Source organism: Streptomyces sp. NBC_00029 (assembly GCF_045160505.1).
Lineage (GTDB): Bacteria > Actinomycetota > Actinomycetes > Streptomycetales > Streptomycetaceae > Streptomyces.
The window spans coordinates 7,920,899-7,944,943 of sequence record NZ_CP108292.1; the positions used below are offsets into that span (position 1 = coordinate 7,920,899).

General features: G+C 73.8%; 23 protein-coding genes. 7 read left to right on the forward strand and 16 right to left on the reverse strand.

The window, feature by feature from the left end:
- Positions 1-6: 6 nt before the first annotated feature.
- The 3 genes from kdpF to OG753_RS36470 form a co-directional block, all read right to left on the reverse strand.
- Positions 7-96, reverse strand: coding sequence for a K(+)-transporting ATPase subunit F (gene kdpF, locus OG753_RS36460; RefSeq protein ID WP_037789535.1), 90 nt, complete (start codon positions 94-96; stop codon positions 7-9).
- Positions 97-420: 324 nt separating this feature from the next.
- Entirely contained in the window at positions 421-1,566 is a 1,146-nt protein-coding gene (locus OG753_RS36465; protein ID WP_405792940.1) for an RNA polymerase sigma factor, read from the reverse strand.
- 8 nt (positions 1,567-1,574) lie between these two features.
- Positions 1,575-1,982 (reverse strand): YciI family protein, encoded by a 408-nt coding sequence (locus OG753_RS36470; protein WP_327266034.1) that lies wholly within the window; start codon positions 1,980-1,982, stop codon positions 1,575-1,577.
- A gap of 604 nt (positions 1,983-2,586) precedes the next feature.
- On the opposite strand from OG753_RS36470, the gene OG753_RS36475 reads away from it, so the two are divergent.
- Complete coding sequence (locus tag OG753_RS36475; RefSeq protein WP_327266035.1) at positions 2,587-3,195, forward strand: response regulator transcription factor; 609 nt, start codon at positions 2,587-2,589, stop codon at positions 3,193-3,195.
- Positions 3,196-3,238: 43 nt separating this feature from the next.
- Here OG753_RS36475 and OG753_RS36480 read toward each other — a convergent pair whose 3' ends face one another.
- From OG753_RS36480 to OG753_RS36500, 5 genes are all read right to left on the reverse strand, one after another.
- On the reverse strand, positions 3,239-5,017 hold the full coding sequence (locus tag OG753_RS36480) for an ATP-binding cassette domain-containing protein (protein WP_405791678.1): 1,779 nt from the start codon (positions 5,015-5,017) through the stop codon (positions 3,239-3,241).
- On the reverse strand, positions 5,014-6,837 hold the full coding sequence (locus OG753_RS36485) for an ATP-binding cassette domain-containing protein (RefSeq protein WP_405791680.1): 1,824 nt from the start codon (positions 6,835-6,837) through the stop codon (positions 5,014-5,016). Before OG753_RS36485 ends, OG753_RS36480 begins: the two co-directional genes overlap by 4 nt.
- Positions 6,838-6,903: 66 nt before the next feature.
- Positions 6,904-7,050, reverse strand: coding sequence for a SapB/AmfS family lanthipeptide (locus OG753_RS36490; RefSeq protein ID WP_327266038.1), 147 nt, complete (start codon positions 7,048-7,050; stop codon positions 6,904-6,906).
- Positions 7,047-9,761, reverse strand: a complete 2,715-nt coding sequence (lanKC, locus tag OG753_RS36495) for a class III lanthionine synthetase LanKC (protein ID WP_405791683.1) — start codon at positions 9,759-9,761, stop codon at positions 7,047-7,049. Before lanKC ends, OG753_RS36490 begins: the two co-directional genes overlap by 4 nt.
- A 159-nt stretch (positions 9,762-9,920) precedes the next feature.
- Complete coding sequence (locus tag OG753_RS36500) at positions 9,921-11,177, reverse strand: TerD family protein (protein ID WP_405791685.1); 1,257 nt, start codon at positions 11,175-11,177, stop codon at positions 9,921-9,923.
- A gap of 125 nt (positions 11,178-11,302) precedes the next feature.
- Between OG753_RS36500 and OG753_RS36505 the strand changes: the two genes are divergently transcribed.
- Complete coding sequence (locus OG753_RS36505; protein WP_327266041.1) at positions 11,303-11,617, forward strand: NIPSNAP family protein; 315 nt, start codon at positions 11,303-11,305, stop codon at positions 11,615-11,617.
- A 96-nt stretch (positions 11,618-11,713) separates the two neighbouring features.
- Here OG753_RS36505 and OG753_RS36510 read toward each other — a convergent pair whose 3' ends face one another.
- From OG753_RS36510 to OG753_RS36520, 3 genes are all read right to left on the reverse strand, one after another.
- Positions 11,714-11,926: a hypothetical protein gene (locus tag OG753_RS36510; RefSeq protein WP_327266042.1), complete on the reverse strand. Its 213-nt coding sequence runs from the start codon at positions 11,924-11,926 to the stop codon at positions 11,714-11,716.
- A gap of 224 nt (positions 11,927-12,150) precedes the next feature.
- Positions 12,151-13,332, reverse strand: a complete 1,182-nt coding sequence (locus OG753_RS36515) for a beta-ketoacyl-[acyl-carrier-protein] synthase family protein (protein WP_405791688.1) — start codon at positions 13,330-13,332, stop codon at positions 12,151-12,153.
- Positions 13,333-13,355: 23 nt separating this feature from the next.
- On the reverse strand, positions 13,356-13,607 hold the full coding sequence (locus tag OG753_RS36520) for an acyl carrier protein (protein WP_327266044.1): 252 nt from the start codon (positions 13,605-13,607) through the stop codon (positions 13,356-13,358).
- Positions 13,608-13,808: 201 nt separating this feature from the next.
- On the opposite strand from OG753_RS36520, the gene OG753_RS36525 reads away from it, so the two are divergent.
- A complete protein-coding gene (locus OG753_RS36525; RefSeq protein WP_405791690.1) occupies positions 13,809-14,600 on the forward strand; it encodes a lysophospholipid acyltransferase family protein in 792 nt (263 codons plus the stop codon).
- A 51-nt stretch (positions 14,601-14,651) separates the two neighbouring features.
- Here OG753_RS36525 and OG753_RS36530 read toward each other — a convergent pair whose 3' ends face one another.
- The 3 genes from OG753_RS36530 to OG753_RS36540 are packed head-to-tail and all read right to left on the reverse strand — an operon-like array spanning position 14,652 to position 18,649.
- Positions 14,652-15,668, reverse strand: coding sequence for a beta-ketoacyl-ACP synthase 3 (locus tag OG753_RS36530; protein WP_405791692.1), 1,017 nt, complete (start codon positions 15,666-15,668; stop codon positions 14,652-14,654).
- Between the two features lie 13 nt (positions 15,669-15,681).
- A complete protein-coding gene (locus OG753_RS36535) occupies positions 15,682-17,184 on the reverse strand; it encodes a hypothetical protein (RefSeq protein ID WP_405791694.1) in 1,503 nt (500 codons plus the stop codon).
- Between the two features lie 19 nt (positions 17,185-17,203).
- Positions 17,204-18,649 (reverse strand): lipase family protein, encoded by a 1,446-nt coding sequence (locus tag OG753_RS36540; protein ID WP_405791696.1) that lies wholly within the window; start codon positions 18,647-18,649, stop codon positions 17,204-17,206.
- A gap of 298 nt (positions 18,650-18,947) precedes the next feature.
- Here OG753_RS36540 and OG753_RS36545 point away from each other — a divergent pair, with 298 nt between their 5' ends.
- Entirely contained in the window at positions 18,948-19,208 is a 261-nt protein-coding gene (locus tag OG753_RS36545; protein WP_405791698.1) for a hypothetical protein, read from the forward strand.
- Positions 19,209-19,222: 14 nt separating this feature from the next.
- Here OG753_RS36545 and OG753_RS36550 read toward each other — a convergent pair whose 3' ends face one another.
- Both OG753_RS36550 and OG753_RS36555 read right to left on the reverse strand, forming a co-directional pair.
- Positions 19,223-20,314: a polyprenyl synthetase family protein gene (locus tag OG753_RS36550; protein ID WP_405791700.1), complete on the reverse strand. Its 1,092-nt coding sequence runs from the start codon at positions 20,312-20,314 to the stop codon at positions 19,223-19,225.
- 49 nt (positions 20,315-20,363) lie between these two features.
- Positions 20,364-20,798, reverse strand: a complete 435-nt coding sequence (locus tag OG753_RS36555; RefSeq protein ID WP_327266051.1) for a hypothetical protein — start codon at positions 20,796-20,798, stop codon at positions 20,364-20,366.
- Positions 20,799-21,065: 267 nt separating this feature from the next.
- Here OG753_RS36555 and OG753_RS36560 point away from each other — a divergent pair, with 267 nt between their 5' ends.
- From OG753_RS36560 to OG753_RS36570, 3 genes are all read left to right on the forward strand, one after another.
- Positions 21,066-22,355: a sensor histidine kinase gene (locus OG753_RS36560; RefSeq protein WP_405791702.1), complete on the forward strand. Its 1,290-nt coding sequence runs from the start codon at positions 21,066-21,068 to the stop codon at positions 22,353-22,355.
- A 15-nt stretch (positions 22,356-22,370) separates the two neighbouring features.
- Positions 22,371-23,078 (forward strand): response regulator transcription factor, encoded by a 708-nt coding sequence (locus OG753_RS36565; protein WP_327266053.1) that lies wholly within the window; start codon positions 22,371-22,373, stop codon positions 23,076-23,078.
- A gap of 68 nt (positions 23,079-23,146) precedes the next feature.
- Positions 23,147-23,929 carry a crotonase/enoyl-CoA hydratase family protein gene (locus OG753_RS36570; protein WP_405791705.1) on the forward strand — a complete coding sequence of 261 codons (783 nt, stop codon included), beginning with the start codon at positions 23,147-23,149 and terminating at the stop codon, positions 23,927-23,929.
- Positions 23,930-24,045: the final 116 nt, after the last annotated feature.

A 24,045-nucleotide genomic window follows, 5' to 3' on the forward strand; every position in this document is an offset into this window, starting at 1 on the left:
CGGTGCTCAGAACCTCTCCGGGTACACGAGGGCGAGGACGAGGTATCCGAGCAGGGAGACGGCCACCACGAGACCGACGATGTTTTCGGCGTTCACAGCTTGGCCACCCCTCGGGCGACGAGAGCCACCAGCGCGAAGACCGCGACCGTGGTGACGACGAAGGCCAGATCGGCCATCGTGAGCTCCTGGATGAAGTGATGAGACGGAATCGGCCGTATGGCCGAAGACGAGCAAACCGCGAGCTCAGCGGTGGGTTAAGCCCCTTTGACGCGCTCCATACGGGCACGGCGGAACTCTTGATGCCGCCCTGACGCGGATACGGCGCGCGGGGGCTCGGCAGCGGTGCGCGAGGCCGCGGGTGCGCGAGGCCGAGGTGCGCCGGGCCGCCGCCGGCAGCGGCGACCGTGGCCCCGCGAGGCGTCAGCGAGGACGGTGGGCGTTGAGCCGGGCCGCCCGGCGCGTCAGGTGATCGCGTTCGGCGAGGTTGGGTGCCTTCCGGGCCGCCTCGGCGTACAGCCGCGCGGCCGTCACCGGGTCGCCGTCGCGCTCGTGGAGGTACGCCGCCACCGCGGCGTGGCGGGGCAGCGAGGCGTCCAGTTCCGCGAGCGCCGCCAGCCCGGCGCGCGGACCGTCGGCCTCACCGACGGCCACGGCGCGGTTGAGCCGCACGACCGGGCTGTCGGTCAGGCGCGCGAGCTCGTCGTACCACTCGACGATCTGAACCCAGTCCGTCTCCCCGGACGTGGGCGCGTCGGCATGGAGCGCCGCGATGGCGGCCTGTGCCTGGAACTCTCCCAGCCGGTCGCGGGCCAGGGCCGCATGCAGGATCCCGATCCCCTCGGCGATTGCCGCGGTGTCCCACCGGCCGCGGTCCTGCTCGGCGAGCGGCACCAGGCTGCCGTCCGGCGCGGTCCGGCTCGCCCGCCGGGCGTGGTGCAGCAGCATGAGGGCGAGCAGCCCGGCCACCTCGGGATGGTCGATCGCGGCCGCGAGCTGCCGGGTGAGCCGGATGGCCTCGGCGGCGAGGTCGACGTCGCCCGAGTAGCCCTCGTTGAACACGAGGTAGAGGACGCGCAGCACGGTGGCGACGTCGCCGGGCCGGTCGAGGCGCACGCCGGAGACCGTGCGCTTGGCCCGGCTGATCCGCTGCGCCATGGTCGCCTCGGGCACCAGGTAGGCCTGGGCGATCTGCCGGGTGGTGAGTCCGCCGACGGCGCGCAGCGTGAGCGCGACCGCGGACGACGGCGTCAGCGACGGGTGGGCGCACAGGAAGTACAGCTGGAGCGTGTCGTCCGCCGCGGGCGCGGGCCCGGGCGGCGGCTCCTCGTCGACCAGGTCCTCACGCCTGCGGCGGGCGGTGTCCGTACGGGTCGCGTCGAGGAACCGGCGCCAGGCCACGGTGACCAGCCAGCCCTTCGGCTCCCGTGGCGGGTCGGCCGGCCAGGTGCGGACCGCTTCGATCAGCGCCTCCTGCACCGCGTCCTCGGCCGCCGCGAAATCGGCTCCGCGACGGACGAGGACGGCGAGCACGCTCGGTGTGAGGCTCCTGAGCAGGGCCTCGTCCATGGACGAGGTCACTCGGTGATGGTGGGCGGCGCGGCCAGGAACGGGCGCAGCTCGAGCCACTCGTGGATCGGCTTCCCGCCCGCCCCGGGGGCGGCCGACAGCTCTCCGGCCAGCTCGAGGGCGCGCTCGTAGCTGTCGACGTCGATCACCATCCAGCCGGCGATCAGGTCCTTGGTCTCGGCGAACGGGCCGTCGGTGACGGGCGGGCGCCCCTCGCCGTCGTACCGGACGAACGTTCCCTCGGGGGCGAGCGCCTGGCCGTCGACGAACTCACCGGTGGTCTCGAGCCGGGCCGCGAAGTCGTGCATGTACTGCATGTGCGCCGAGATCTCCTCGGGCGTCCACCGGTCCATGGGCACGTCGTTGGCCGGAGCCGGGGCGCCGCGGTAGTGCTTGAGCAGCAGGTACTTGGCCATGGTGCTTCTCCTCGGAGCTGGTGCGACCCATTGTGGCCGCCTTCACCCCGGGGACGGAGCAGACTCCGGGTTCTCGACATCGCCCGCCGAAGTTTTTTCTCGAGCGCTCCGCCGAGCCGCCCCCGTCCCGGTCCTCGGCCGGTGCGCGCGACTCAGAAGCGGCTCGCCCGGTGGCGTGCGCGGTGGCCGCCGCCGCGGTGGACGAGCAGCAGGGCCAGCACCATGGGTGCGATCAGCAGGGCCATCGTCGTCATGGAAGTACTCCTGTCCTCGTGGTCCGTGCTCCGTACTGCGTGTTCGGTACTCCTACGCGTCTGGCCGCCGGGCGGCATCCGAAACCTCCCGCCCTGACAACCGCACCGGCGGTGGATCTTGCCGAATGCGCACGGAATCAGCCCGTCCGGATATTGGCGTCCAGAAGGCTTCGGCGGCGCCTTCCCGACGCCCGCCGAGGTGGGACGGCCACGAGGCACCCGGGGGTGGCACTGGCGGAGCGTCTGCCTCAGGCCACGCGCCCCCGCACGCCTCCCGCGGAGACGTTCCCGCACGGTGGTAGCTGGGCAGCCGCTTGATGCTGATCGATCGTCACATGAGGGGAACCCCGATGACCAAGGTCCTGGTGCTGCACAGCGTGTGCCTCGTAAGGTCCGCACTGGCCGCGCTCCTGAGATCCGAAGGCGACTTCGAGGTCACCTCCTCCGGCTGGCGGGCCGCCGCGCGCCAGGCGGAGTTCTTACGACCCGACGTGGCGGTCGTGGACCTCGACTGTCCGGGGGTCTCGACCGCCCTCCTCGCGGACACCGACGCCGCCCGTCTGCTGCCCCACTCGCCCACCCCCTTACTCGTACTCGCCCGTGCCGACACGCCCGGCTCGCTGCGGCGCGCCTTCCGGACCCAGGCACTCGGCTACGTCGACAAGGACGGCTCGCCCGCCCGGCTGATCCGGGCCATCGGCAAGGTCTCGGCCGGTGAACGCTTCATCGATGCCACACTCGCCTCGGCCTTCATGGAAGCCGATCCGATGCCGCTCAGCCCGCGCGAACTGAGCGTGCTGGCCCGGGCCGCCGAGGGCGACTCGATCGCGGAGATCGCCCGCGCCCTGCACCTGGCCAGCGGAACCGTTCGCAACTACATGGCCGCCGTGACCCGCAAGACCGGCGCCCGCAACCGGATCGACGCCATCCGGATATCCCGCCGGGCCGGCTGGGTCTGAGCCGCCGGCCGAGCCGCCCGCCGTCCGGTTTCCTCCCGCGCCGTCATGCGTGCGCGTTCCACAGGCCCACCAGATCCCGGTACAGGGGCGACCTGGCCGGGAGCTCCGCATGCGTGCCCAACACCGCCCGGGTCCCGTCGAGTACGAGGACCCGGTCGGCCCTGGCCGCGGAGGAGATGCGGTGGGCGACCACCACCAGGGTGCCCGGGCGCTCGGCGAGCGCCCGCTCGGCGCGTTCCTCGGTCCGGGGGTCGAGGTGGCAGGTGGCCTCGTCCAGCAGCAGCAGGGGGGCGGGGGAGAGGTAGGCGGCGGCGAGGGCGAGGTGCTGCCGCTCGCCCGGTGAGAGCCGGCCCGGGTCGACGACCGCGTCCAGCCCGCCCAGCCGGGCCACGAGTCCGTCCGCGCCGAGGACGGACGTGGCCCGCTCCACCTCGTCGCCGGGCACCGGCCCGGGGACGAAGTGGGTCAGGTTCTCGCGGACCGTACCCGTGAAGACGTACGCCTGCTGGGGCAGCAGTGTCCGGCGGCCGTCGGGACCGTGCCCCGGCGCGCGTCCCGCGGGGGCACCCGCCACCCGTACGGTGCCCCGGCCGGGCGGCAGCAGGCCTGCGATCAGAGCGGTGAGCGTGGACTTGCCGATGCCGCTCGGCCCCACGACGGCCAGGTGCTCGCCCGGCCCGACCACCAGGTCGAGGCCGTCGATCACGGGGTGCGCACGGGGACCGTAGGCGAAGCGGACCCGACGCAGTTCGACGGCGGGCGCGGGCGGCGCGGGCGGCGCGGGTGGGACGGGTAGCGCGGGTGGCGCGGGAGGAGAGGGCAGTGTGGGCAGCGGGGCGTCCCCCCGCGGCGCCGTCGGCCGCGGCTCGCAGAACCGGTCCAGCACCACCAGCAGCCGGGTGCCCGCCGCGCCCACCGCCGTCATCAGCGCGTCCAGGGCGGGGAGCAGCGACTGCACGAGGTAGGTGAGGGCCCCTGCCACCGCCCCCGTACTCACCCCGCGCCCGAGCAGCCACGGCGTTCCCGCCAGCAGGACGACGACCGGCAGACGGCCCGCGACGCCCAGGGCCAGGGTGCGCAGGGCGGTCCACCGCGCGAGGCGCCCGGTCAGCCGTTCCTGCTCGGCGATCAGCAGCTCCACCCTCGCCCCGGCGCTCGCCCCGCCGCCGCACGCGACGACGTCCCGCAGTCCCGCCGCCAGTTCGCCGGCGCGCGCGGACAGCGCCTCGTCGGCATCGAGCGCCGCACGCTGCACTACGGCCATCGGGTGCAGCGTGGCCAGGAAGGCGGCCGTGCCCAGGAGCAGCGCGGGCAGGACGAGGACCAGCAGGACGGGAGCCAGCGCCGCCAGGCCGAGCAGCGCGCCCAGGGCGGTGAAGACGAACGACCGGGCGATCAGCACCAGTCCGGCGAAGGAGTCCCGGGCCATCTCGGTCTGCTGCGTGAGCCGGGAGACCGCACCCGAGTCACCGGCCCGCCCGGGATCGGCGACGGCCCGCCCGATCGCCTGCCGCACGGAGCGCCGCACCAGACCGTCCCGCAGCGGTTCGACCAGGTCCGCGAGCCCGCCGAACACCCCGCGCAGCGCGAGGGCTCCGAGCAGGGCGCCCGCGCCGGCCACGGCCAGCCAGCCGATGCCGGTACCGGTGCGGCCGGCGAGGAAGCCGTCGTCGAGGGCGCGGGCCACCGCGTAACCGCCGAGGAAGGTGTGCGCGGACTCCAGCAGGGACCACAGCGCGAGCCGGCGCAGCGAACGGTGCCGGCCGCGCAGGAAGCAGCGGCCCTCACGGGCCACCCGGCGCCACGTACCGGTTTCGCTCATCGGACCGCCTCCCGGCCGGGCGGCTCCGCGGCCGGCCGCGGGTGCGGGCCGGGCTCCGCCCCGTCGCCGAACACCGCCCGGTAGCCGGGGTCCCGCCACAGCTCCGCGTGCGTACCGGTCGCCCTGACCCGTCCCGCGTCGAGCCACACCACGAGGTCGGCGCGGGCGGCCGAGGAGATGCGGTGCGCGACCACCAGACGCGTGCCCGGCCGGACGTCGTGGGTCAGGGCCCGCTCCACCTCGCGGGCGGTGACGGTGTCCAGGCTCGACGTCGCGTCGTCCAGCACGAGCAGCCGCCCCGCACGGCAGAACGCCCGTGCCAGGCCGAGGCGTTGCAGCTCGCCACCGGACATGGGCGCGTCCGGGAGCGCCGTGTCGTAGCCCTCGGGCAGGCGGCGGACGAACGCATCGGCACCGGCGGCCCGCGCGGCCGCTCGCACGGCGTGCCGGTCCGGTGCCGCCCGTCCGCCGCCGAAGGCGACGGCGGCCGCGACGTCCTTCCCGAAGAGGGCCGGGCGTTCGAAGGCGTGGCCGGTCTCGCGGCGCAGCTCCTCGCCGGACAGTTCGTCCAGCGGCACACCGTCGAGCAGTACGCGGCCCGCGTCGCACGCGGTGAGCCGCCCCGCCACGGCGGCCAGGGTCGTCTTGCCCGAGCCGGAGCGGCCCACGACGGCGGCGGTCGTCCCGCCGGGGATCAGCAGGTCCACGTCGCGCAGCACCACGGCGCCCGCGCGCACGACCCGTACGCCCTGAAGTTCCAGGGTGCCCGGTCCGTCCTCGGGCAACCAGCGATCGCCCTGGGGGAGTTCGGGCAGGTCGAAGAGGGCCGCCGTGCGGCGGGCGGCGGCCCGGCCGCGCACCACGGCCGCCAGCCGACCCGTCACGGCGCCGACCCCGGCGGCGAGCCCCGCGTAGCGGACCGCGGCGAGGAGCCCCCCGACGCCGAGGGCCCCGTCCGCAAGGCGCATCCCGCCCACGCCGAGGACCACGTAGAGCAGCATCGGCATGAGGGCACTGGTGCGTGCCACGGTCGTGCCGTAGATCCGCCACGTCCGCCGTCCCTCGGCTCCGAGCTCCGGCAACCGGGCCAGTACGCGCGCCTGTTCGCGCTCGGCGGTGCCGGCGGCGGCGATGGTACGGGCGCCCGCGAGCGCCTCCACGAGGCGGCCGGCCATGGCCAGCTGCACCTCCTGGTAGCGGCTGACGCTGGCGCCCGAGTCCCGCGCGAACGCCCTCAGCAGCAGGACGAGCAGCGGCAGTCCGGCGAGGAATGCCAGCCCCGTCCACACGTCGACCAGGAACAGCGCCACCAGTGCGCCGAGCGGAGGAAGCAGAGCAACGGCCGTGCCCATGACGGCAGTCGGTACGGCGCCGGCGGTGGTGGCCTGTGCCGTCAGCCGGGCGGAGAGTTCACCGGGGGAGTGGCGGGCGGCGTGGTGCGGGGCGGTGCGCAGCAGCCGCCCGAGTCCCAGGCGCCGCAGCCAGGCGGTGGAGCGCGCGTCGACGCCGCCGCCGAGCCGGGCCGTCGCCGCGTCGAGCAGGACCTCGGCGGCTATCACCGCCGCGCACCAGGCGGTCCACCGGGCGCCGGAGGGGTCCTGCCGCAGCAGCAGGTCGAGGGTGTGGCCGAGGACCGCCGGTTCGGCCAGGGCCGCGCCGGCGGCGGCCACCGAGCAGGCGGACGCGGCCGCGAGGCGGCCGGCGCTGTGCCGCGCGGCCGCCCGCAGGGCCCGGTCGGCACCGCGGGCCGCCGCTGCCTCGCCGGAGGGGCCGGGCGGGTCGGCGGGGCCGGGCGGGTCTGCCGGGTCTGGCGCAGTCATGAGCGCAGGCTCCAGGGGTGTGGTGCGGGCCCGGGCGGTGAACCGCCCGGGCCCGGGAGGACCTGATCAGTTACAGGTCGTGATGCTCAGGCTGCTGTCGCCGCAGAGGAGCAGGCTGGCGCGGCTCCCGCCGCCACCGCCACCGGTGAGGTGCGCGGCCTCCGTGGCCTCTTCCTTCGGGGTGTCCATCGACTGCAGGTCGAGAAGCGTCATGTCCGATTCCTCTTCACTGTTGTGTTCCGATGGGTCACGGCCCCCGCGAGGGGGACCGGCTCTGGGGCCGCCGCGGTCGACCGCGGCGGCGGGAGGAACGGCAGGTGTGCGCGCCCACCGGGCGCTGCGCCGCCGAGGGCGAGGAGCGCGCCGGCGGTGCCCGTGGACAGGTCCATGGACAGGCGCATCATCTGCTCGCCGGGAAAGGCCAGGAAGCCCTTGTACGGGACCGCGTGCCGGGCCAGTGCCTCCACCTGCCGGGCGATGTCCCCCGGGGCGGAGCCCGGGCCGGGCGTCGTGGTCCGCGCCAGGTGGAGGATCATTCCGGCCGCGCCCCGGAACAGTCCGGGCTGCGCGTAGAAGGTCGCCTGGGCGGCGCGGACGATCTCCGGCCGGGCACGTTCGAAACGGTCGTCCCGCGCGTGCTCTAGCCAGTCGTCCAGCACCATGCCGATCCCCACGCTGCCGGCCCCGAGGTACGGCATCGTGCGCCATCCCTCGTCGACCTGCAGGGTGCCGAAGGCGCTGGTCACGCAGCGGTCGAGATCGCGGTGCAGGGCGTGGCCGGCCCGGATCAGCGACTCCGGGTCGCCGGTGCGTTCGTGGAGCCGCAGATGGAGGAGGGCGGGGCCGGTGCGGCCGTACAGCAGGCCGGCCCGCTCCTTCCCTGCCGCGGCCCCCGCCGCCGCGGCGGGATCGGTCCCGGATCCGGCCCCGGGTTCGCAGAGGAGCTCGGCGCAGCGCAGGGCCGCGGCGTGCAGCGCGCCCTCGCCGGTCGCCGAGCCCAGGGAGTCCAGGGCCAGTCCGATGCCGGCGAGCCCGCTGTGCAGGTCGGGCCCGGCCGACTGCCAGGGCTGGCACAGCAGTTGTTCGGCGAGGGTGAGTGCGCGGTCGCGGTGGCCGAGCCGCTCCAGGGTCCATGCCAGTCCGGCGAGGCCGTCGTAGAAGCCCAGCGGCATGCCGGAGGCAGGCTGTTTGGTCCGGGCCAGCAGCCATTCCTCGGCCTCGGGCCACGGGTCGGCGCCGGTCTCGGCGAGGGCGTACAGCACACCGGCCGCTCCGTTGCCGAAGCCGGTGCCGCCGCCGGCGGTTGCGAACTGGGCCGTGTCCCCGGGGAAGAGCCGGTCCTCGCGGTCGAAGTCGGCGCTCGCCCGGATCGCCGCCGTCATCGAGGCGCGGGCGGCTTCCCAGTCGCCCGGCTCGACCGGCAGGTAGGGGCGGTGGGGGCGGTGGGGAACGATCGCGCGACCGCCCGGTCCGGTGCTGCTGCGACTGCTACTGCTGTCGGCACCGGACTCGGCGAGGATCTCCCGTACCGCCTCGTCGAGGAACTCGCGGGGCACCGGGAACTGCTCGGCGGCGATGTCGGCCAGGTGCGCCGCCTTGGCCCGGTCCATCACCAGCAGGCTGGTCAGCGGCAGGAACAGGGCCAGGCGCAGGCAGGCCAGGGCGTACCGGTCGACGGAGAATCCGCGCCGGTCGGCCGGGGCGACGAAGGCCGGGTTGGCGACGGTCTGACGCAGTCCCTCGCCGACCGGGGCGGCGGCCTCGAAGTCGAGCAGCGCGACCGACATCTCACCGGTGGCACCGTCCTCCGTGACCATGATGTTGAACAGGTGCAGGTCGTTGAAGACGATGCCGCGGGCGTGCACCGCCTCCACGGCCTCCGTCACCCGCCGGTGGACCTCCAGCGCCCATCGGGTGTACCGGGCGAGCTCCGCGGGAGCGGGGTCCGCCTCGATCAGCGGGTGCCGCCGGGCGAAGTAGGTGTTGAGGGGTTTGCCCTCCAGGTGCTGCATCACCAGGAAGTGGTGGTCGCCGACGGTGAAGGTGCCGTGGACCGAGGGCACGCAGTCCAGCCCGGCCAGCTGCTCCAGGGCCCTGCGTTCGCGGTGCAGCCGGGTCACGGCGTCGGCCCCGTCGGCTGCGAGTCCCGCGAAGGGGCGCGCTTCCTTCAGGACGACCGGCTCGCCGGTGCGGACGTCACGGCCGGCGTAGACACCGCCCCCGTTGGAGAAGTGCAGGGCCCGTTCGACCGTGTACGGGAGGCCTTCGAGGGTGACGGCGGCCCGCCGCGCCAGATGGGGCGCCAGGAACGAGGGCGGCTCGACCCACGAGGGCGGCTGGAACACCGGGCCCCGCTGGTCCGGCACCAGCCGGCCGTCCGGATCCTCGATCGCGGGAACGAGCTCGCCGCGGTCGTCGTAGCAGTGGCGCAGCGTGAAACTGCCGTACCGCAGGTGCACGGGACCGTCGTTCCAGCGCAGATCGCTCAGGATGTACGGGCCGGGCTCACCCGCCAGCAGCCTGTCGAGGTCCTCGGCGATGCGCCGGCACTGCTCCTCGTCCGCCGGGTACACGGTGAGGAACTTGCCGCTCGCCGCGCGGTCGGCGTACTTCGCGTTGCGCAGGTGCAGCAGGTACCGGCTGGGCACGAACTTGAACGCGATCCGCCGGTCCACGCAGTAGCGGTGGACCCGTTCGAGGACGGACTCGGCGTTGTCCAGGCACGCCGAGACGTGGATCTTCCAGCCCTGCGGGGGCAGCCGGACGTCGACGGGGCGCAGCGCCAGCCAGTCCCCGCTGCGGTGCGTCTGCCACCCCGCCGGTACGGGGGCGAGCGCGGCCGGGTAGTTCTGCTCGGCCCGCCGGTACGGCGCGTCGTAGAACCAGCGGTCGGCGTCGCAGAAGGCGGCGTACCCCTTGTTCACTCCTGCTCCCTCGGTCGGTGACGTTCCCACGCTGTCACTCGGACCGAGGGCCGCGACAGTCACGGCTGTCACTGATGAGGTGTGCAGTACGCATGAGTCACCAAGGCCTCACCGGGCCTCGACCTACTCCGGGCGGGGCGGCCCGAGGGCAGTGGGGGGTCAGTCCTTGCTGGCCGACTGCCAGCTCATGCCCCAGCCGTACTCGAGGTCCGCCGCCTGCTGCTTGAAGACGCCGGGCGCCAGCAGCAGGTACTTCGCCTCACGCCGGACGATCAGTTCCCCGCCGACGTTCTCGATCAGCGCGATCGCAGCCACCGGTGAAGGAACGGTGCATTCGTCCAGGCGGACCTCGATGGACGGACCCACGGGTGGATGGAGCGTCGCGACACCCTGGAGCCCCGCGAAGCTCGTGGCGCCGGAGTAGATGACCACGAACACGAGGAGGCGTTTGATCTCGGCCGCGTGATCAAGATTGATCATGAGGTTCTCGCCGCCCTCACTCGCGCCGGTCCGGTCGTCGTGGTCCAGCTGGACGTACGGCGGCTGGTCGAAGGAGCCGAACTGGTTGTTGATGGGGTGGACGATCCCCAGCGTTCCGTTCTGCAGCTCCCACAGGCAGGAGAGGTCCAGATCGACGTCCTCCAGCCGGACGGCGTCCCGCCCCTTCCGCATCCAGCCGCGCGGCGGCTGGGCGGCGCTCCAGGTGAGATTGACCCGCATACCGCCGGAGGTGGCCCCCTGTTTGGCCAGCGACACCGCGGGCGCCGCCTTCGTCAGAGTGATCTTCGACAGCCGCACCGGCTGGGCGGGCGCGGGCGGGGGCGCGGGCGCAGGCACGGGCGCGGACAAGGACAAGGTTGGGGCCGGGGCCGGGGCCGGGGCCGGGGGAGCAGGATCGTCGACCGTGATGCCGAAATCGGTGGCGAGCCCGGCCAGCCCGGAGGCGTACCCCTGGCCCACCGCCCGGAACTTCCAGGCCCCGTTGCGCCGGTACAGCTCCCCGAGGACGAACGCGGTCTCCGACGTCGCGTCCGTGGCGTCGAACCGAGCCGTCTCGGCGCCGCTGTCCGCGTCCAGCACGCGCACGAAGAGGCCGGACACCTGACCGAACGTGCCGTCGGTGGAAGCCGCGACCACCACGGTCCCGATCTCCTGCTCCAGCGCCGACAGCGTCACGCCGATCGTCTCGAGCACGCCCGTGCCGTCCTGGCGCCTTCCCTCGTGGCGTACCGCGCCACTGCGGTGCACGGGCTGGTTGTAGAACACGAAATCGTCGTCCGACCGCACCTTGCCGACCGCCGTCAGCAACAGGGCCGACACGTCCACATCAGGTGCTCCGGGCCCGCCCCGCCAGCCCAGTTCCACCCGGACCCTGGCACTCGGCACCGGTACGTTGGCACCCTTTTGCATGGACATGGAGGTCCCCCTTCCGTGACTGCTCCCACCTCTCGCAGCGTACGAGGCTTTGGCGGGCTCCCCTCGTGGAAGTCGCCAATTGGTGATGCCGCAGTGGAAGTTGCGGGAGACGGCATGATGGCGTGGTGATCACCATTCATCTGAAGTACGAGATCGACGTCGACAAGCTCGAGGACTTCGAGGAGTACGGGCGCCGATGGGTCCGGTTGGTCAACCGGTTCGGAGGCACCCACCACGGCTACTTCCTGCCCAGCGAGGGCGACAGCGACATCGCGTACGCCCTCTTCTCCTTCCCCGGCTTCGCCGCCTATGAGAAGTACCGCGAGGACAGCATGTCCGACCCGGAGTGCCGGGCCGCTTTCGAGCTGGCGCGCGAAACCCGCTGCATCAAGCGGTACGAGCGCCGCTTCCTGAGGCCGCTCGACACCCCCGGGGCCTGAGCAGCAGACGGACGCCGGACTCCCGCTCCCGGGAAGTCCGGCGTCGGGCGTCCGGGGTCCGGCGGCCGGAGGATCAGAGCGATCCGTGCGGCCGTCTCATGATTCACGGCCCATGACACGACGGGCCGCCTCTGCCTCTGCCGCGGGCGGCGACAGTTCGTCGAGGGTGTCGAGTTCGTCGTCCGACGCCAGCTCCTGCTCCCAGGCGGCGGCGAGTCGCTCCTGCTCCTCCTGCGGTCTGCCGCTGACGGCCTCCCGCTGGTGCGGTTCCAGAGCCGCGAGGAAACGCCCGACCGCATCCGTCGGCATGCCGTACTCCTTGTCGCCGTGGGGGAGGGGCAGCGGCCGTCGCGAGGCCGTGCCCGGCCCAGGATGGCGAACCCGGCGCGCGCCGTCGGCCCGACACGACGGGCCGCCACCCGAATGCCTGCGCCCGGGCCCGGGAGGCGGTCGGACCGGCCGAGCCGGCCGGACCGGCCGACCCGATGCAGCGGTGCGGGCGGGTCCGCCCACGGGCCTCTCCGCCGCCCGGCTCAGGCGCGTGCCAGGACCGCCACCGCGTTGTGGCCGCCGAAGCCGAAGGAGTTGCTGATGGCGACCGGCGACGGGTGGATCCGGGCCGCTCCGCTCACCACGTCGATGTCCAGGCCGGGGTCGGTCTCGCGCAGCCCGGCGACCGGCGGCACGGTGCCCTCGGCCAGGGCCAGGACGGTGAGTGCCGCCTCGATGACGCCCGCCGCGCCGAGCGTGTGGCCGAGGGCGCCCTTCGCCGAGGTGACGGGCGGCCGGTGGGCGAGGACGCGCCGCAGGACGGCGGCCTCGATGTCGTCGTTCTGCCGGGTCGACGTGCCGTGCGCGTTGACGTGGCCGACGTCCCCGGGGCCGATGTCCGCGTCCGCGAGCGCGGCGCGCACGGCCTGTTCGGCTCCGCGCCCCTCCGGGTGCGGGGCCACCAGGTGATGGGCGTCGGTGGAGGCCGCGTAACCGATCAGGCGGGCGAGCGGGCGGGCCGTACGGGCCGCCGCATGCCCGGGGCGTTCCAGGACGACGGCGCCGGCCCCCTCGGCGATGACGAAGCCGTCCCGAGCGGCGTCGAAGGGCCGGGATCCCTTACTCGACAGGGTGCCCAGCTGGGCGAATCCGGTCACGTTCAGCCGGGTCACGGCCGCCTCCGCGCCGCAGACGAGCGCGATGTCGCACTGGCCGGTCGCGAGCAGGTCCCGGGCGAGGCCGAGGGCCGAGGTGCCCGATGCGCAGGCCGTCGAGAGGGACAGCGCCGGGCCGGTCACCCCGAAGCGCAGCGCGATGTTGGCGCACACCATGTTGCCCAGGTAGCCGGTGAGGAAGTAGGGGGAGACGAACTCCGGTCCGTGCTCGACCAGTCGGGCCTGCGCGGTCTCCTGTGTCCGCGACCCGCCGAAGCCGCCGCCGGTGACGACGGCCACCCGGTCGCCGTCCCATTCCTGTGGATCCAGCCCGGCCTGGTCGAGCGCCTGTGCCACGGCGGCGAGGCCGAAGCGCGAGACCGGATCCAGCCGTGCCGAGCCGCGTTGACGCAGGACCGGGTGGTCCAGCTCCGGGACGCGGCAGCTGAGGGAGACGGGCAGACCGTCCAGGACGGGGTCGGGGGCCGTGGTGGAGCGGCCGGCACGTACGGCCGACCAGGTGCTCTCGCGGTCGCACCCGGCCGCCGTGACCAGGCCGAGCCCGGTCACGACGGCCTCAGGGCGGCATCGGGTCAACGCTCCGTCCGCCGCGCCGCGACGGATCCGGCGAACTCGGCGAGGGTCGCCTCGCGCAGCTCCTCCTCGTCGACCTTGACGCCCAGCACCTCGTGAACGGCGATGGCCATCTCGACGACCATGAGGGAGTCGGTCAGCAGGCCGCGCATCGGCGCGTTCGCCCGTACCTCGTCGGAGGGGACTTCGAACTTCTCGACGAGCAGTTCACTGATCACGTCGAGGACGGATTCCTGCGCTGAAGTGGTCACAAGGGGCTCTCATTTGCGGTATCGAGGCAGTTGCAGCATTGTGTCGCAACGGCCGGCGGTGAAAGGGGAGTGCGATGAGCGGAAGTCGGAATCCGCCTCGGGTGTTCTCGTGCTCAAACAACTATCACGGCACGGTATTTACTCAAAACCCGTCCTCTGTTGACTTCTTGATGATTCAAAGCATGAGAGCAGGGATCATTTATGTCGGAAAGCTTAAGTGATGTGATCGAGGTGCTCGATGCGGCCGGCGCCGAACTCAGGAACGTGAAGCGGCTGCTCGGGGACTCCGGGGAGGTCGCCTGGGGCCGCCTCCTCGACTGGCTGGTGGACGACTGGTTCCGGCTGGACGTGCTGGGGCTCGAGAACATTCCGGCGGACGGTCCGGCGGTCGTCGTCGCCAATCATTCGGGTGCCTGGGGCCTCGACGCCTTCGTCCTCCAGAGGGTTTTCGCCCGCACCCTCCACCGCCCGCTGCACGTCCCCGCGGCCCCCGTGCTGTTCCGAGTTCCGGTGATCGGTTCGTACGCCCGTAAGAAAGGCGCCATTCCGCTCGACCCCCTGCTGGGGCTGGAACACCTGAACGCCGGGGAACTCGTCGGAGTGTTTCCGGAAGGAATCTCCGGACTGGAGAAGCCTTTTCGCAAGCGCTACCGGCTCCGCCCCTTCAGTCCGGGATTCGCGGTCACCGCACTCCGGGCCGGCGCCCCGGTCGTGCCCGTGTCCGTCATCGGCGCCGAGGAGGCCTGCCCCCGGATGGGGGAGATCCCGGCCCTGGCACGCCTTTTCGGCCTGCCCTTCTTCCCGGTCACCCCGCTCTTCCCGCTGCCCTCGAAGTGGATCGTCACCGTCGGGGAGCCGATCCCCGCGCCGGCCCGGTCCCAGTCCTTCGCGGAACGGTCGGCCGCGGCCCGGCAGCTGTGCGCCGACAGCCGGGCCGCCGTGCAGGCCCTGGTGGACCGGGAACGGCGCAGGCGGGACACCCCGTTCTGGTAGAGCGGCCGCGGTGACCGGCCCGGTCCGGCGCCGCAGCGTCGGGCCTGCGGTTCAGCCGCACTCGGTGACCGCCCGCACCTCGGGCCAGACCAGCGTGGTCGAGCCCCAGGCCAGCCCGGCTCCGTACGCGGTGAGCGCCACCCTCTGCCCGGGCACCAGGGTCCCGGCAGCGGCCGCCTGGGCCAGCAGTACGGGCACCGACGCGGCCGCCGTGTTCCCGTACGCCTCGATGTGCGACAGCACCTGCCCCGGGGCCAGCCCCAGCTCGTCGGTGATGCCGTCCAGGATGCGCTGGTTCGCCTGGTGGGCGACCACCACGTCCAGCCCGCCCGGCGGCCAGCCCGCACGGACGAGGGCCCGCGTCAGCGAATCGCACATGCCGACGACCGCCTGCTTGAGTACGGTCGGCCCGTCCATCCGGAAGTACGGCGAGGGCTCCTCCCCGCCCGGCTCCGCCAGCATCCGCTTGCGGGCCCGCGTACCGCCGCCGGGGACCTCCAGCAGGTCGGCCTGCGCGCCGTCGCTGCCCAGGTCGAACGGCCCGAACGCGCCCGGGGTGTCCGGCCCGCCGGCCCGGAGCAGCACGGCGCCCGCCCCGTCGCCGAAGATGGCCGACATCAGCCAGTCCTGCGGATCGAGGAAGGCGCTGAACACGTCCGAGGCCACCACGAGGACGCTGCCGCAGGTTCCGCTGATGATCATGGAGGAGGCCACGGCCAGGCCGTACAGGAATCCGCTGCAGCCCGAGGCCAGGTCGAACGCCGGTACGGTGCCCAGCCCCAGCCGCGCCGCGACCTCCGGGGCCCCCGCCGGCAGCAGCCGGTCCGGGGAGGTCGTCGCGAGGACGACCGCGTCGGCCCGGGACGTCCCGGCGGCCGTCAGCGCGTGCCGGCCCGCCCGTACGGCCAGGTCGACGGTGGCCTCCCCGTCGGCGATGCGCCGGCTCGCCACGCCGATGCGCCCGCGGATCCACTCGTCGCCCAGCGGACGGTGCCCGCACAGCTCGTCGTTGGTCACGGCACGCGGCGGTACGTAGCCGCCGAGCCCGGCCAGGACCGATGTACGCATGAGGGCGGCCACCTCAGTCCGTCAGCCGCTCGGCGGCCCGGCGGACGCCGTCGGCGGCCTTCGCGCACCGCTCTGCGTGCCCGAGCAGGACCATGCGGAACCGCTCGCCGGCCTCGTCCTTGTTCCAGCCGCTGTTCGCGGCGCAGGCCGCGAGGCTCTGCGCGTGCCGCTCCAGCCGGTCGGCGCTGGCGTGGGCCAGCGCACCGTAGGACTCCGGCGCGTACCCGTACGCGGCGGGAGGTGCGGCCGTCGCCGCGCCGCCCGCCGGCCGCCCTTCGCCCGCTGCACGGCCGCAGTCGTCCCGCGGACCGGCGAGGTCCTCGAACGCCACGAGCAGCGTCCGCGGGTCGAGCGTGTCCGGCAGCCGGTCCGCGGTGAACCCCGGCGCGATCAGCACCGGGCGGACCCGCGTCGTGACCGTCCGTACGACGCCCTCGGCGACGAGCGCCGCGAACCGCGCCGCCGCGCACCCGGCCGGGGACCCGCACAGCGCCGCGGGACCCGGATCCCGGTCCGGGCCGACCGCGTCGTCCGGGCCGCGCAGCCAGGCGGGTGCCCGCAGGATCTCGGTCCCCGCCCCGATCGCGAGGTCCTCCCAGACGAACGGCGCCCGCACCGGGTACACGGCTGCGGTCACCGGCGGATAGCGGCGCAGGGCCTCGCCCACGGCGTCCCGCGGGGACACGGCGGCGCCCGCGGCGAGCAGCGCCAGCGCCTGCAGCGCGGTCCCGGCGGCGGCCTCGGAGACCAGGGCGAGAGTGTGCGCGAGGGCCGGGACCGCGGCGTCCGCACCGACACCGCGGGCCGTCAGCCGCCCCGCGAGCGAAGCGGGGTCCGGGTCGGCCAGGTGCAGGTCCAGCCGACGGCGCAGGGCCGCGGACCCGGCGCCGTACGAGCGGTCGCCCGCGGCCGCCGTCGCGACCGCGATCACCTCGCTCAGCAGGGTGTCCGGGGCGGCCCCGGCGCCCGCCACCACGCGCCGGCTCAGCCGCAGCATGCTCCGGTACCACGCGTGCCACTCCAGGGTGCCGTCCCCGCGGCGGGCCGCGACCGCCCGGTCCACGTCCTCGGCGAGCAGGGCGTCCAGCGACTCCGGCGCCTCCAGTGCCTCCGGGCCCTCGGCCGGTGCAGCCGATGCCTCGCGGTCCAGTGGTGCGTGCGGGGACAGGCCGTACCGCTGTCCGCCCGCGGTGAGTCCGGACACGGGTCCCAGCGCGCCCGCCTCGTCGGCCCGGGTGAGCAGCCCTTCGGTGTCACCGGCGGTCAGCGGCACCAGGAAGGAGCCGTACGGGGTGCTCAGCCGGACCGGGCGTCCGGACCGGGTGCGGCGCAGGTGCGCGAGCAGCCGGCGCGTCAGCCCGTCCCGGGTCAGGGCGTCCAGCCCCAGCGCGCGGGCCGGGGCGTCCGTCCACGGCAGGCGCTGGGCGACCATGGCCGCGCTGAACACGGCGTTCTCCAGGGGCCGGGCCGTCGCGGGCCGTCGCGCCGCCGTGGCCGGGCTGTCGGCAGTGGTCATCGGTCGGTCTCCCTCGTGGTCACTTGTCGCGGAGCATGTACGGCTGGTTGCCGACGACTTCGCCGTCGTAGGCGCTGATCAGCTTGTTGACGTGCTCCCGGTAGTGCGTCAGCTCCCCGCGCAGCGTGTCGGAGTACGCCTGCGGGGCGTGCGACAGCGGGTAGTCGTACGACTCGTCCAGCCAGGCCAGTTCGACCCAGCTCGCGGGGATGTCGTTGGGCGAGGCCGGTCCGCGGCCGTCCAGCATCGGGATCACGTCGTGCTTGTTGACGAGGCTGATGACCCGAGTGGTGTGGTCGGCGGGCCGCTTGCCGTCGATCGGCGAGCCCACCGTGATCACGTGGGTGACCCGGTAGGTGGACGACACCTCGACGTCGGCCGCGAGGTTCATCGCGGTGAGACCGCCCAGGCTGTGCCCGACGATCATGAGTTCCGACCCGGCCGGGACCCCGGCGCGCAGCAGCAGCTTCCTCGCGGCGCGCGTGTACGTGGTGTCCGTGCGCAGCAGTCCGTCGAAGGCGCCGACCAGGTCCTGCGGGGTGCTGTTGCTCAGCAGGCCGAAGCTCGTCCCCGGAAGCAGCAGGACGTGCCGGACGGCGCCGTCGGCGCAGGCGACGCGGCGCAGCAGCACCAGGCCGTGGTTGCCGAGGGCGCCGATGTCGCCCACGTAACTGACGATGTCGTTGCGGGACGTGGCGAGGACCTTCGCCAGGATCGCGTCCGGCTCGGTGCGTTCGGCCCGGCCCGGCCCGGGGTTGAGGAACTTCAGCACGGAACTGGGCAGTCCGAAGAAGGGGTCGGTGGTCGGCACTCCGCCGGCGAGCGTCACCCAGGAGAACTCGTCGTTGACGGGGTTCTCGTCGAGCAGCCCGAGCAGGGCCAGCAGTTCCATGATCACGGGACTGATCGTGGTCAGGGCGCGGGTCACGCCGAGCAGCTCGGTCAGCGCGTGCATGGCCCGCAGCGCCTCCAGCCGGTTCCCCGCCACCATCGCGTCGGTGACGCGCCGGGCCGGCGGCGAGTCCAGGTTGGGGTGCTCGACGGCGGCCGCCTCGATGCGCAGGGCGAAGGCGTCCACGGCCATGGCCACCTTGGCGGGGCGACGGTGGGTCATGCTCCCGGCCATCCGGGCCAGTTCGCCGATCAGGCCGCCGTTGGCGCCGAAGGCGAGCCCCGACGGGCTGGTGAGCGCCCGGGCGCAGGTCACCGCCGTGCCCAGCGCCCAGCCGGGGCGCCGCAGGACCTCCAGCCCGAACCGTCGGCTGAACAGGGCTCCCGTGAGCTCGGCGCCCGACTGCCGGGCGGTGAGGGCCGCGTCCGCGAGCAGGACGGACGCGAGGACGAGGAGCCCGGCGTCGGTCCGGTCCGGGGCCGGGGCGCCTTCCGGGACCCGGGCCGCCGGGACGGCCGCGGCCGCGGGGGCCGCCCGGTCGCCGACGGCGTCCGGCCCCTCCCGTGCGGGCAACCGCTGATCCGTGTTCCCGACCACCCGAGGCGTCACTTTCCGTACCTCTCGTCCCTGCGCACCGGCCTCGCAGCCGCGCCCGCCCGTACCCGCTGTGTGCGCTGGCATGGTGGCACCGAATGTGATCGTTTCCGCCCGCTCCGAGGGCGTCCGCCTGCGGTGGAGACCGCGCGGGGCGGTGACGGTCGCCCACCGGACACCCCCGGGAGCCCGGATCCACGGGCTGTCCGCCGCTCCGCGAGCCGGCGGTGCGCCTGACGGGAGCCGACGGGATTCGACGGGCCCCGGGGGCTGAACGGTGAGCACGGGTGTTGACGCGGGGGTGCGACAGGGGGCGCTGTCGGTGGTGACGCTCAGGAGGCAGGCCGAGGGCGTGGCGGGCGCCGACGGAGCCTCCCCGCTCACGGCCGGCCGGGCCCTGGTGGCCGTCCACGACTGGACGTTCCTGTTCGGGCCGATCCCGGTGGCCGGATCGCTCGCGGCCCTCCTCGTCTTCGCCCGGGAGGTGACACCGGCCGTCCGGCTGCTCGCCAAGGGCTTCGACGGGAACGCCGGATGACGTTCCCGGCGGGCTCAGGCCATCCGGTCCACGTTCCACATCGGCAGGCTCCGGAAGAAGTCCACGGCGTCCGCGCGCCAGTACGGCTCCCAGGACGCGGCCTCGGCCGCCGCGGCCTCCGCGTGCCGCCGGATCTCCGCCTTGAGCCCGCGGTCGACCCCGGCGGTGCGGGCGATCTCCCTGATCCGGTCGAGAACGCCGTCGGTGCATCCGGGGTCGCCGAGCGCGCCTTCGACCACGGCCGCCTCGGTCCCGGTCGTGGCGGCCAGGAGCGCGCGGACGGCGTAGGTGCGGCGGCCCGAACGGATGTCGGCCCCGGTGGACTTCGCCTCGGCCGCCGTGTCGTCGCCGGACGGGCCGAAGAGGTCGAGGAAGTCGTCGCGCATCTGCTCGGAGATGCCCACCAGCCGTGCGTACCGGTGCAGTCGGGCGCGGTGCGGCGCAAGATCCTCGCCCGCGGCCAGCAGGCCCATCGTCAGAGGTGCGAGGACCGAGTACCGCGCGCTCTTGAAGTCGGTGACGGTGTGCAGGAATTCCTCGTCGGGCAGTGCATGGGAGTCCCGTTCCAGGTCGGCCAGCTGCCCGGCCACGGTCTCCGCCGCGGTGCGGGTGTGTATGCCGAGCAGGGCCTGGCGGAGCTCGGCCGGAACCGGCGCCTCCAGCAGCACCTGCGTGGACAGGAACGCGGCGAGGTCCCCGGCCAGCACCGCGAGCCCGAGGGCGGTGGCGTCCTGGCCGGGGAACTCCCGGCGGTACGCGTAGTACGTCGAGGGGCCGCCTCGGCGCAGGGGCGCGTCGTCGATGATGTCGTCGTGCACGAGCCCGTGCGTCTGGAGCAGCTCGATGCTCAGCGCCGCCTCCAGCAGCCCCGGCACCTCGTCGGTGGTGACCAGCCGGGCCGCCTCGTACAGCAGGACGACCCGCAGCCGCTTGCCGCCGCGCATCGAGAACTCCCGCAGGAGCTCGAGGCACCGGGGGACGTACCGGCTCGGCACGGGGACGTCGAAGCGCCCGGGGAGGCCGTCGAAGTACTGCTCGAACCGGGCGTCGAAGCGGGTCCGGTGCGCGGCGACGCGCTCGAAGGCGGCGGTGACGTTGGCATGCATGGAGATCAGTATCGGTGACCGCCGGGAGCCACCGCCCGGCGCGCACTTCCTACCAGGCGGCCCGGCAGTTCAGCAGCTTGGTGGTGCCGACCTTGCGGTCGCAGGCGTAGGCCTTCACGTCCTTCTTGTTCTTGAAGGTCCAGCTCTTCGAACCGTTGACCACCGCCACGTAGTTGGTGACGGGGTGCCAGGCACCGCCCTTCCAGTCCTGGTACGAGAGGGCGAGAACGGCCTCGTAGCCGTCGCCCGCCACCTTGTCCCTGGCCGTGGCGCCCTTGAACGATCCGGCGTAGATCTTCTCGTTGGTCTGGGGGATCGTCCCCGACACGTGGTACTCGTACGTACCGCTGATCTCGGCCTTGCCGGTGGAGGAGGTCTTGTTGAAGCCGAAGGTGGCCGCGGCGGCGGTGCCGGCCAGCCCGATGACGAGGGCCGAGGCGGCGGCGGATGCTCCGACGAGCGTGCGCTTCGCGAGCGAGGTCATGGCTGTGTCTCCCTTTTCCGGGGAATCGAAGGACGAGCGGGTGCGCCGCCACCATCCCGTGCTGCGTTGGGTGGCCGGCCAGACAGAAAGCTAGGCGAGCAGGGGGCCACACAGCGGCACGCACCGGGATGATTCGGATCTCCACCCGGTGCGGGTGTCGCGCGGCCCGCCTGCAACCGTGGCGGTAGCGGGGGATGCGGGCGCGGTAGGGCCCGGTCCTGCGGCAGGACCATGGCCCGGCCGTGCGCCGGCCCGTAGGCTGCGCCGATGCACGCTCGATTCGGATTCCCCGACGGGCTCGGGGGACGGCGGTCGCTGGTCGTCGACTCGCTGCTCGCGCTGGGCTACGTCGGCGCCGGGCTGCTGCTCGGGCGGGAGCAACCACCGGCCGGCTGGCGGTCCGTGGACGAGCTCGGGGCGGTCCTGACCGCGCTGGTGGGCCTCGTCCTGCTGGCCCGCCACATCGCGCCCGTCGCGGTGTTCGCCGCCAGCTGCGCGCTGTGGACCCTGTTCATCGCCTGCGGCTACTGGCCGGTGGTCAATTCGATGCCCCCGCTCCTGGGCCTGTACACGGTGGCGGCGACCCGCCGCGCGCGCCCCTCCGTCGTGTGCGCGGCCGTCGTGGCCGGGATCTGGGTGTACGCGGGGCTGAGCAACCCCGACAACAGCTCCATGCCCACCGTCCTCGCCCAGGCCGTCCTGTTCCCGGCCGTCGTCCTCGTCGTCGGGCGCGGCTCGGGAGCCCTCGCCGAGAGGAACCGGCAGTTCGCCGAACTGACCGCCCAACTGCGCGCGCAGCAGGAGGAGAACGCCCTGCGGGTGCTCACGGAGGAGCGGGTGCGCATCGCGCGCGAACTGCACGATGTGGTCGCGCACCACATGTCGGTGATCTCGCTGCAGGCCGGCATGGCCTCGTACGTCTTCCCCACCGACCCGGCGTCGAGCCGGCGGGCCCTGGACACCATCGCCGACACCAGCAGGGAGGCGCTGGAGGAGATGCGCCGCATGCTCGTACTGCTGCGTGTCGGCCAGGAAGGGGCGGGACAGCGGGAAGGGCGGGCGCATGCGGACGGGGCGGACGCGCTGGAGGACGGCGCCGCCGACGCCCCGGCCCCCGGGCTCGACCTGCTCGACAGGCTGCTCGAGCGGGTGCGGGGCGCGGGGGCCGAGGTCACCATGGAGGTCACCGGATCCCCCGCCCGGCTTCCGCAGGGCATGGCCCTGTGCGTCTACCGGGTGGTCCAGGAAGCGCTGACGAACGTGCTCAAGCACGCGGGGCCGACCAGGGCCGCAGTCACGATCGGCTACGAACGACACACCGTCGTGGTGTGCGTGACGGACGAAGGAAGCGGCAAATTCCAGCCAAACACCGGGGTTTCACCTGGTCACGGCTTGATCGGCATGCGGGAACGCGCGAGCATCTACGGCGGGTCGGTCACCGCCGGCCCCCGCGCCCTCGGCGGGTTCGAGGTACGGCTCACCCTTCCGGCACCCACCACCAGTGACCGGCCGGGTGGCCTCCCGGCCCCGGGTTCCGGGGACGTCCGTTCCCGATGAGGACTGGAATCTCCGATGCCCACGGTCCTGGTGGTCGACGATCAACTGCTCATCCGTGCCGGGCTCGTGTCCCTGCTCAACGCCGCGCCGGGGCTGACCGTGGTCGGTGAGGCGTGCGACGGGGACGAAGCCGTCCGCCGGGCCGAGGCCACCGCGCCCGACGTCATCCTCATGGACCTCCGGATGCCGGGCACCGACGGCATCACCGCGACCCGACGCATCCTCGGACGGGCGGGTGACACGGCGCCGAGGATCCTGGTGCTGACGACCTTCGACCTCGACGAATACGTCTACAACGCCCTGCGCGCGGGCGCCTGCGGCTTCCTCCTCAAGGAGACGCCGCCCGAGCGCCTGATCGCCGCCATCCACACCGTGGCCTCCGGCGACATGCTCTTCGCGCCGACCGTCACCCGACGCCTGATCGAGGCGTACCACCCGGGGCCGACACCGCCGGAGGCCGTCGCCCCCGAGTGGGACACCGTCACCGGCCGGGAACGCGACGTCCTGCGGCTCGTGGCCACCGGCGCGACGAACACGGAGGTCGCCGGACGGCTCTTCATCAGCGAGGCCACCGTGAAGACCCACCTGAACCGGGCGATGGCCAAGCTCGGACTGTCCAGCCGCGCCCAGGTCGTCGTCTTCGCGTACGAGACCGCACTCGTGACGCCCGGTGGCCCGACGGCCCTGCCCTCCCCCCGGAGCCCGGCGGGCGGGGCGGGCTGACGGCAGGATCCGAAAGAGACGGCCTGGCTGCCCCCACAATGGAGGCCGGTGAGCGGGAGGGGCGCGGCATGGCGGACGATCAGGGCTCGGTACGGGTGGAGCGGGAGGGTCCCGTATTCACGGTGATCCTGAGCAGGCCGGAGGTGCGCAACGCCGTCGACGGCCCGACGGCGCAGCAACTGGCCGACGCCTTCCGTGAATTCGAGAACGACGAGAACGCGGCCGTCGCCGTCCTCTGGGGCGAGGGCGGAACCTTCTGCGCGGGCGCCGACCTCAAGGCCATCGGCACCGAACGCGGAAACCGCGTACGCCCCTCGGGCGACGGGCCCATGGGACCGACCCGGATGCGGCTCGGCAAGCCGGTGATCGCCGCCGTCGCGGGGCACGCGGTCGCAGGAGGCCTGGAGCTGGCGCTCTGGTGCGATCTGCGGGTCGCGGAGGAGGACGCGGTGTTCGGCGTCTTCTGCCGCCGCTGGGGCGTGCCGCTCATCGACGGCGGCACGGTGCGCCTGCCCCGCCTGATCGGCGAGAGCCGCGCCATGGACCTGATCCTGACGGGCCGTCCGGTCACCGCCGCGGAGGCGCACGGGATCGGCCTGGCCAACCGCGTGGTCCCCGTGGGCCGCTCGCGGGCGGCCGCCGAGGAACTGGCCCGCGAGATCGCCGGGTTCCCCCGGCTCTGCCTGCGCCACGACCGGATGTCCGTCCTCGAACAGCACGGACTGTCCGAGACGGACGCTTTGGCGGGCGAACTCCGGCACGGGATGGTGCCCCTGACCGCGGGCGAAACGCAGGCGGGAGCGGGCCGGTTCGCCTCCGGGGCGGGCCGGCACGGCACCTTCGGCCCCTAGGTCCTGTCGTCGAAGTCTCGCCTGGCCCGTGGCGCCCGGCCGGCGCTACTTCGACGACAGGACCTAGGCGGACCGGGCGCCGCCCCGCTGCGCGGCCCACGCCGCCCGGGAGCGGG

Bases quoted from the DNA above. Each gene is read 5' to 3' on its own strand.
- OG753_RS36535 (WP_405791694.1), bottom strand. From the start codon at position 17,184: ATGACCACTGCCGACAGCCCGGCCACGGCGGCGCGACGGCCCGCGACG.
- OG753_RS36465 (WP_405792940.1), bottom strand. From the start codon at position 1,566: ATGGACGAGGCCCTGCTCAGGAGCCTCACACCGAGCGTGCTCGCCGTC.
- OG753_RS36530 (WP_405791692.1), bottom strand. From the start codon at position 15,668: ATGCGTACATCGGTCCTGGCCGGGCTCGGCGGCTACGTACCGCCGCGT.
- OG753_RS36525 (WP_405791690.1), top strand. From the start codon at position 13,809: ATGTCGGAAAGCTTAAGTGATGTGATCGAGGTGCTCGATGCGGCCGGC.
- OG753_RS36500 (WP_405791685.1), bottom strand. From the start codon at position 11,177: ATGTCCATGCAAAAGGGTGCCAACGTACCGGTGCCGAGTGCCAGGGTC.
- OG753_RS36570 (WP_405791705.1), top strand. From the start codon at position 23,147: ATGGCGGACGATCAGGGCTCGGTACGGGTGGAGCGGGAGGGTCCCGTA.
- OG753_RS36470 (WP_327266034.1), bottom strand. From the start codon at position 1,982: ATGGCCAAGTACCTGCTGCTCAAGCACTACCGCGGCGCCCCGGCTCCG.
- OG753_RS36550 (WP_405791700.1), bottom strand. From the start codon at position 20,314: ATGCATGCCAACGTCACCGCCGCCTTCGAGCGCGTCGCCGCGCACCGG.
- OG753_RS36475 (WP_327266035.1), top strand. From the start codon at position 2,587: ATGACCAAGGTCCTGGTGCTGCACAGCGTGTGCCTCGTAAGGTCCGCA.
- OG753_RS36555 (WP_327266051.1), bottom strand. From the start codon at position 20,798: ATGACCTCGCTCGCGAAGCGCACGCTCGTCGGAGCATCCGCCGCCGCC.
- OG753_RS36485 (WP_405791680.1), bottom strand. From the start codon at position 6,837: ATGACTGCGCCAGACCCGGCAGACCCGCCCGGCCCCGCCGACCCGCCC.
- OG753_RS36480 (WP_405791678.1), bottom strand. From the start codon at position 5,017: ATGAGCGAAACCGGTACGTGGCGCCGGGTGGCCCGTGAGGGCCGCTGC.
- OG753_RS36565 (WP_327266053.1), top strand. From the start codon at position 22,371: ATGCCCACGGTCCTGGTGGTCGACGATCAACTGCTCATCCGTGCCGGG.
- OG753_RS36560 (WP_405791702.1), top strand. From the start codon at position 21,066: ATGCACGCTCGATTCGGATTCCCCGACGGGCTCGGGGGACGGCGGTCG.
- OG753_RS36510 (WP_327266042.1), bottom strand. From the start codon at position 11,926: ATGCCGACGGATGCGGTCGGGCGTTTCCTCGCGGCTCTGGAACCGCAC.
- OG753_RS36490 (WP_327266038.1), bottom strand. From the start codon at position 7,050: ATGACGCTTCTCGACCTGCAGTCGATGGACACCCCGAAGGAAGAGGCC.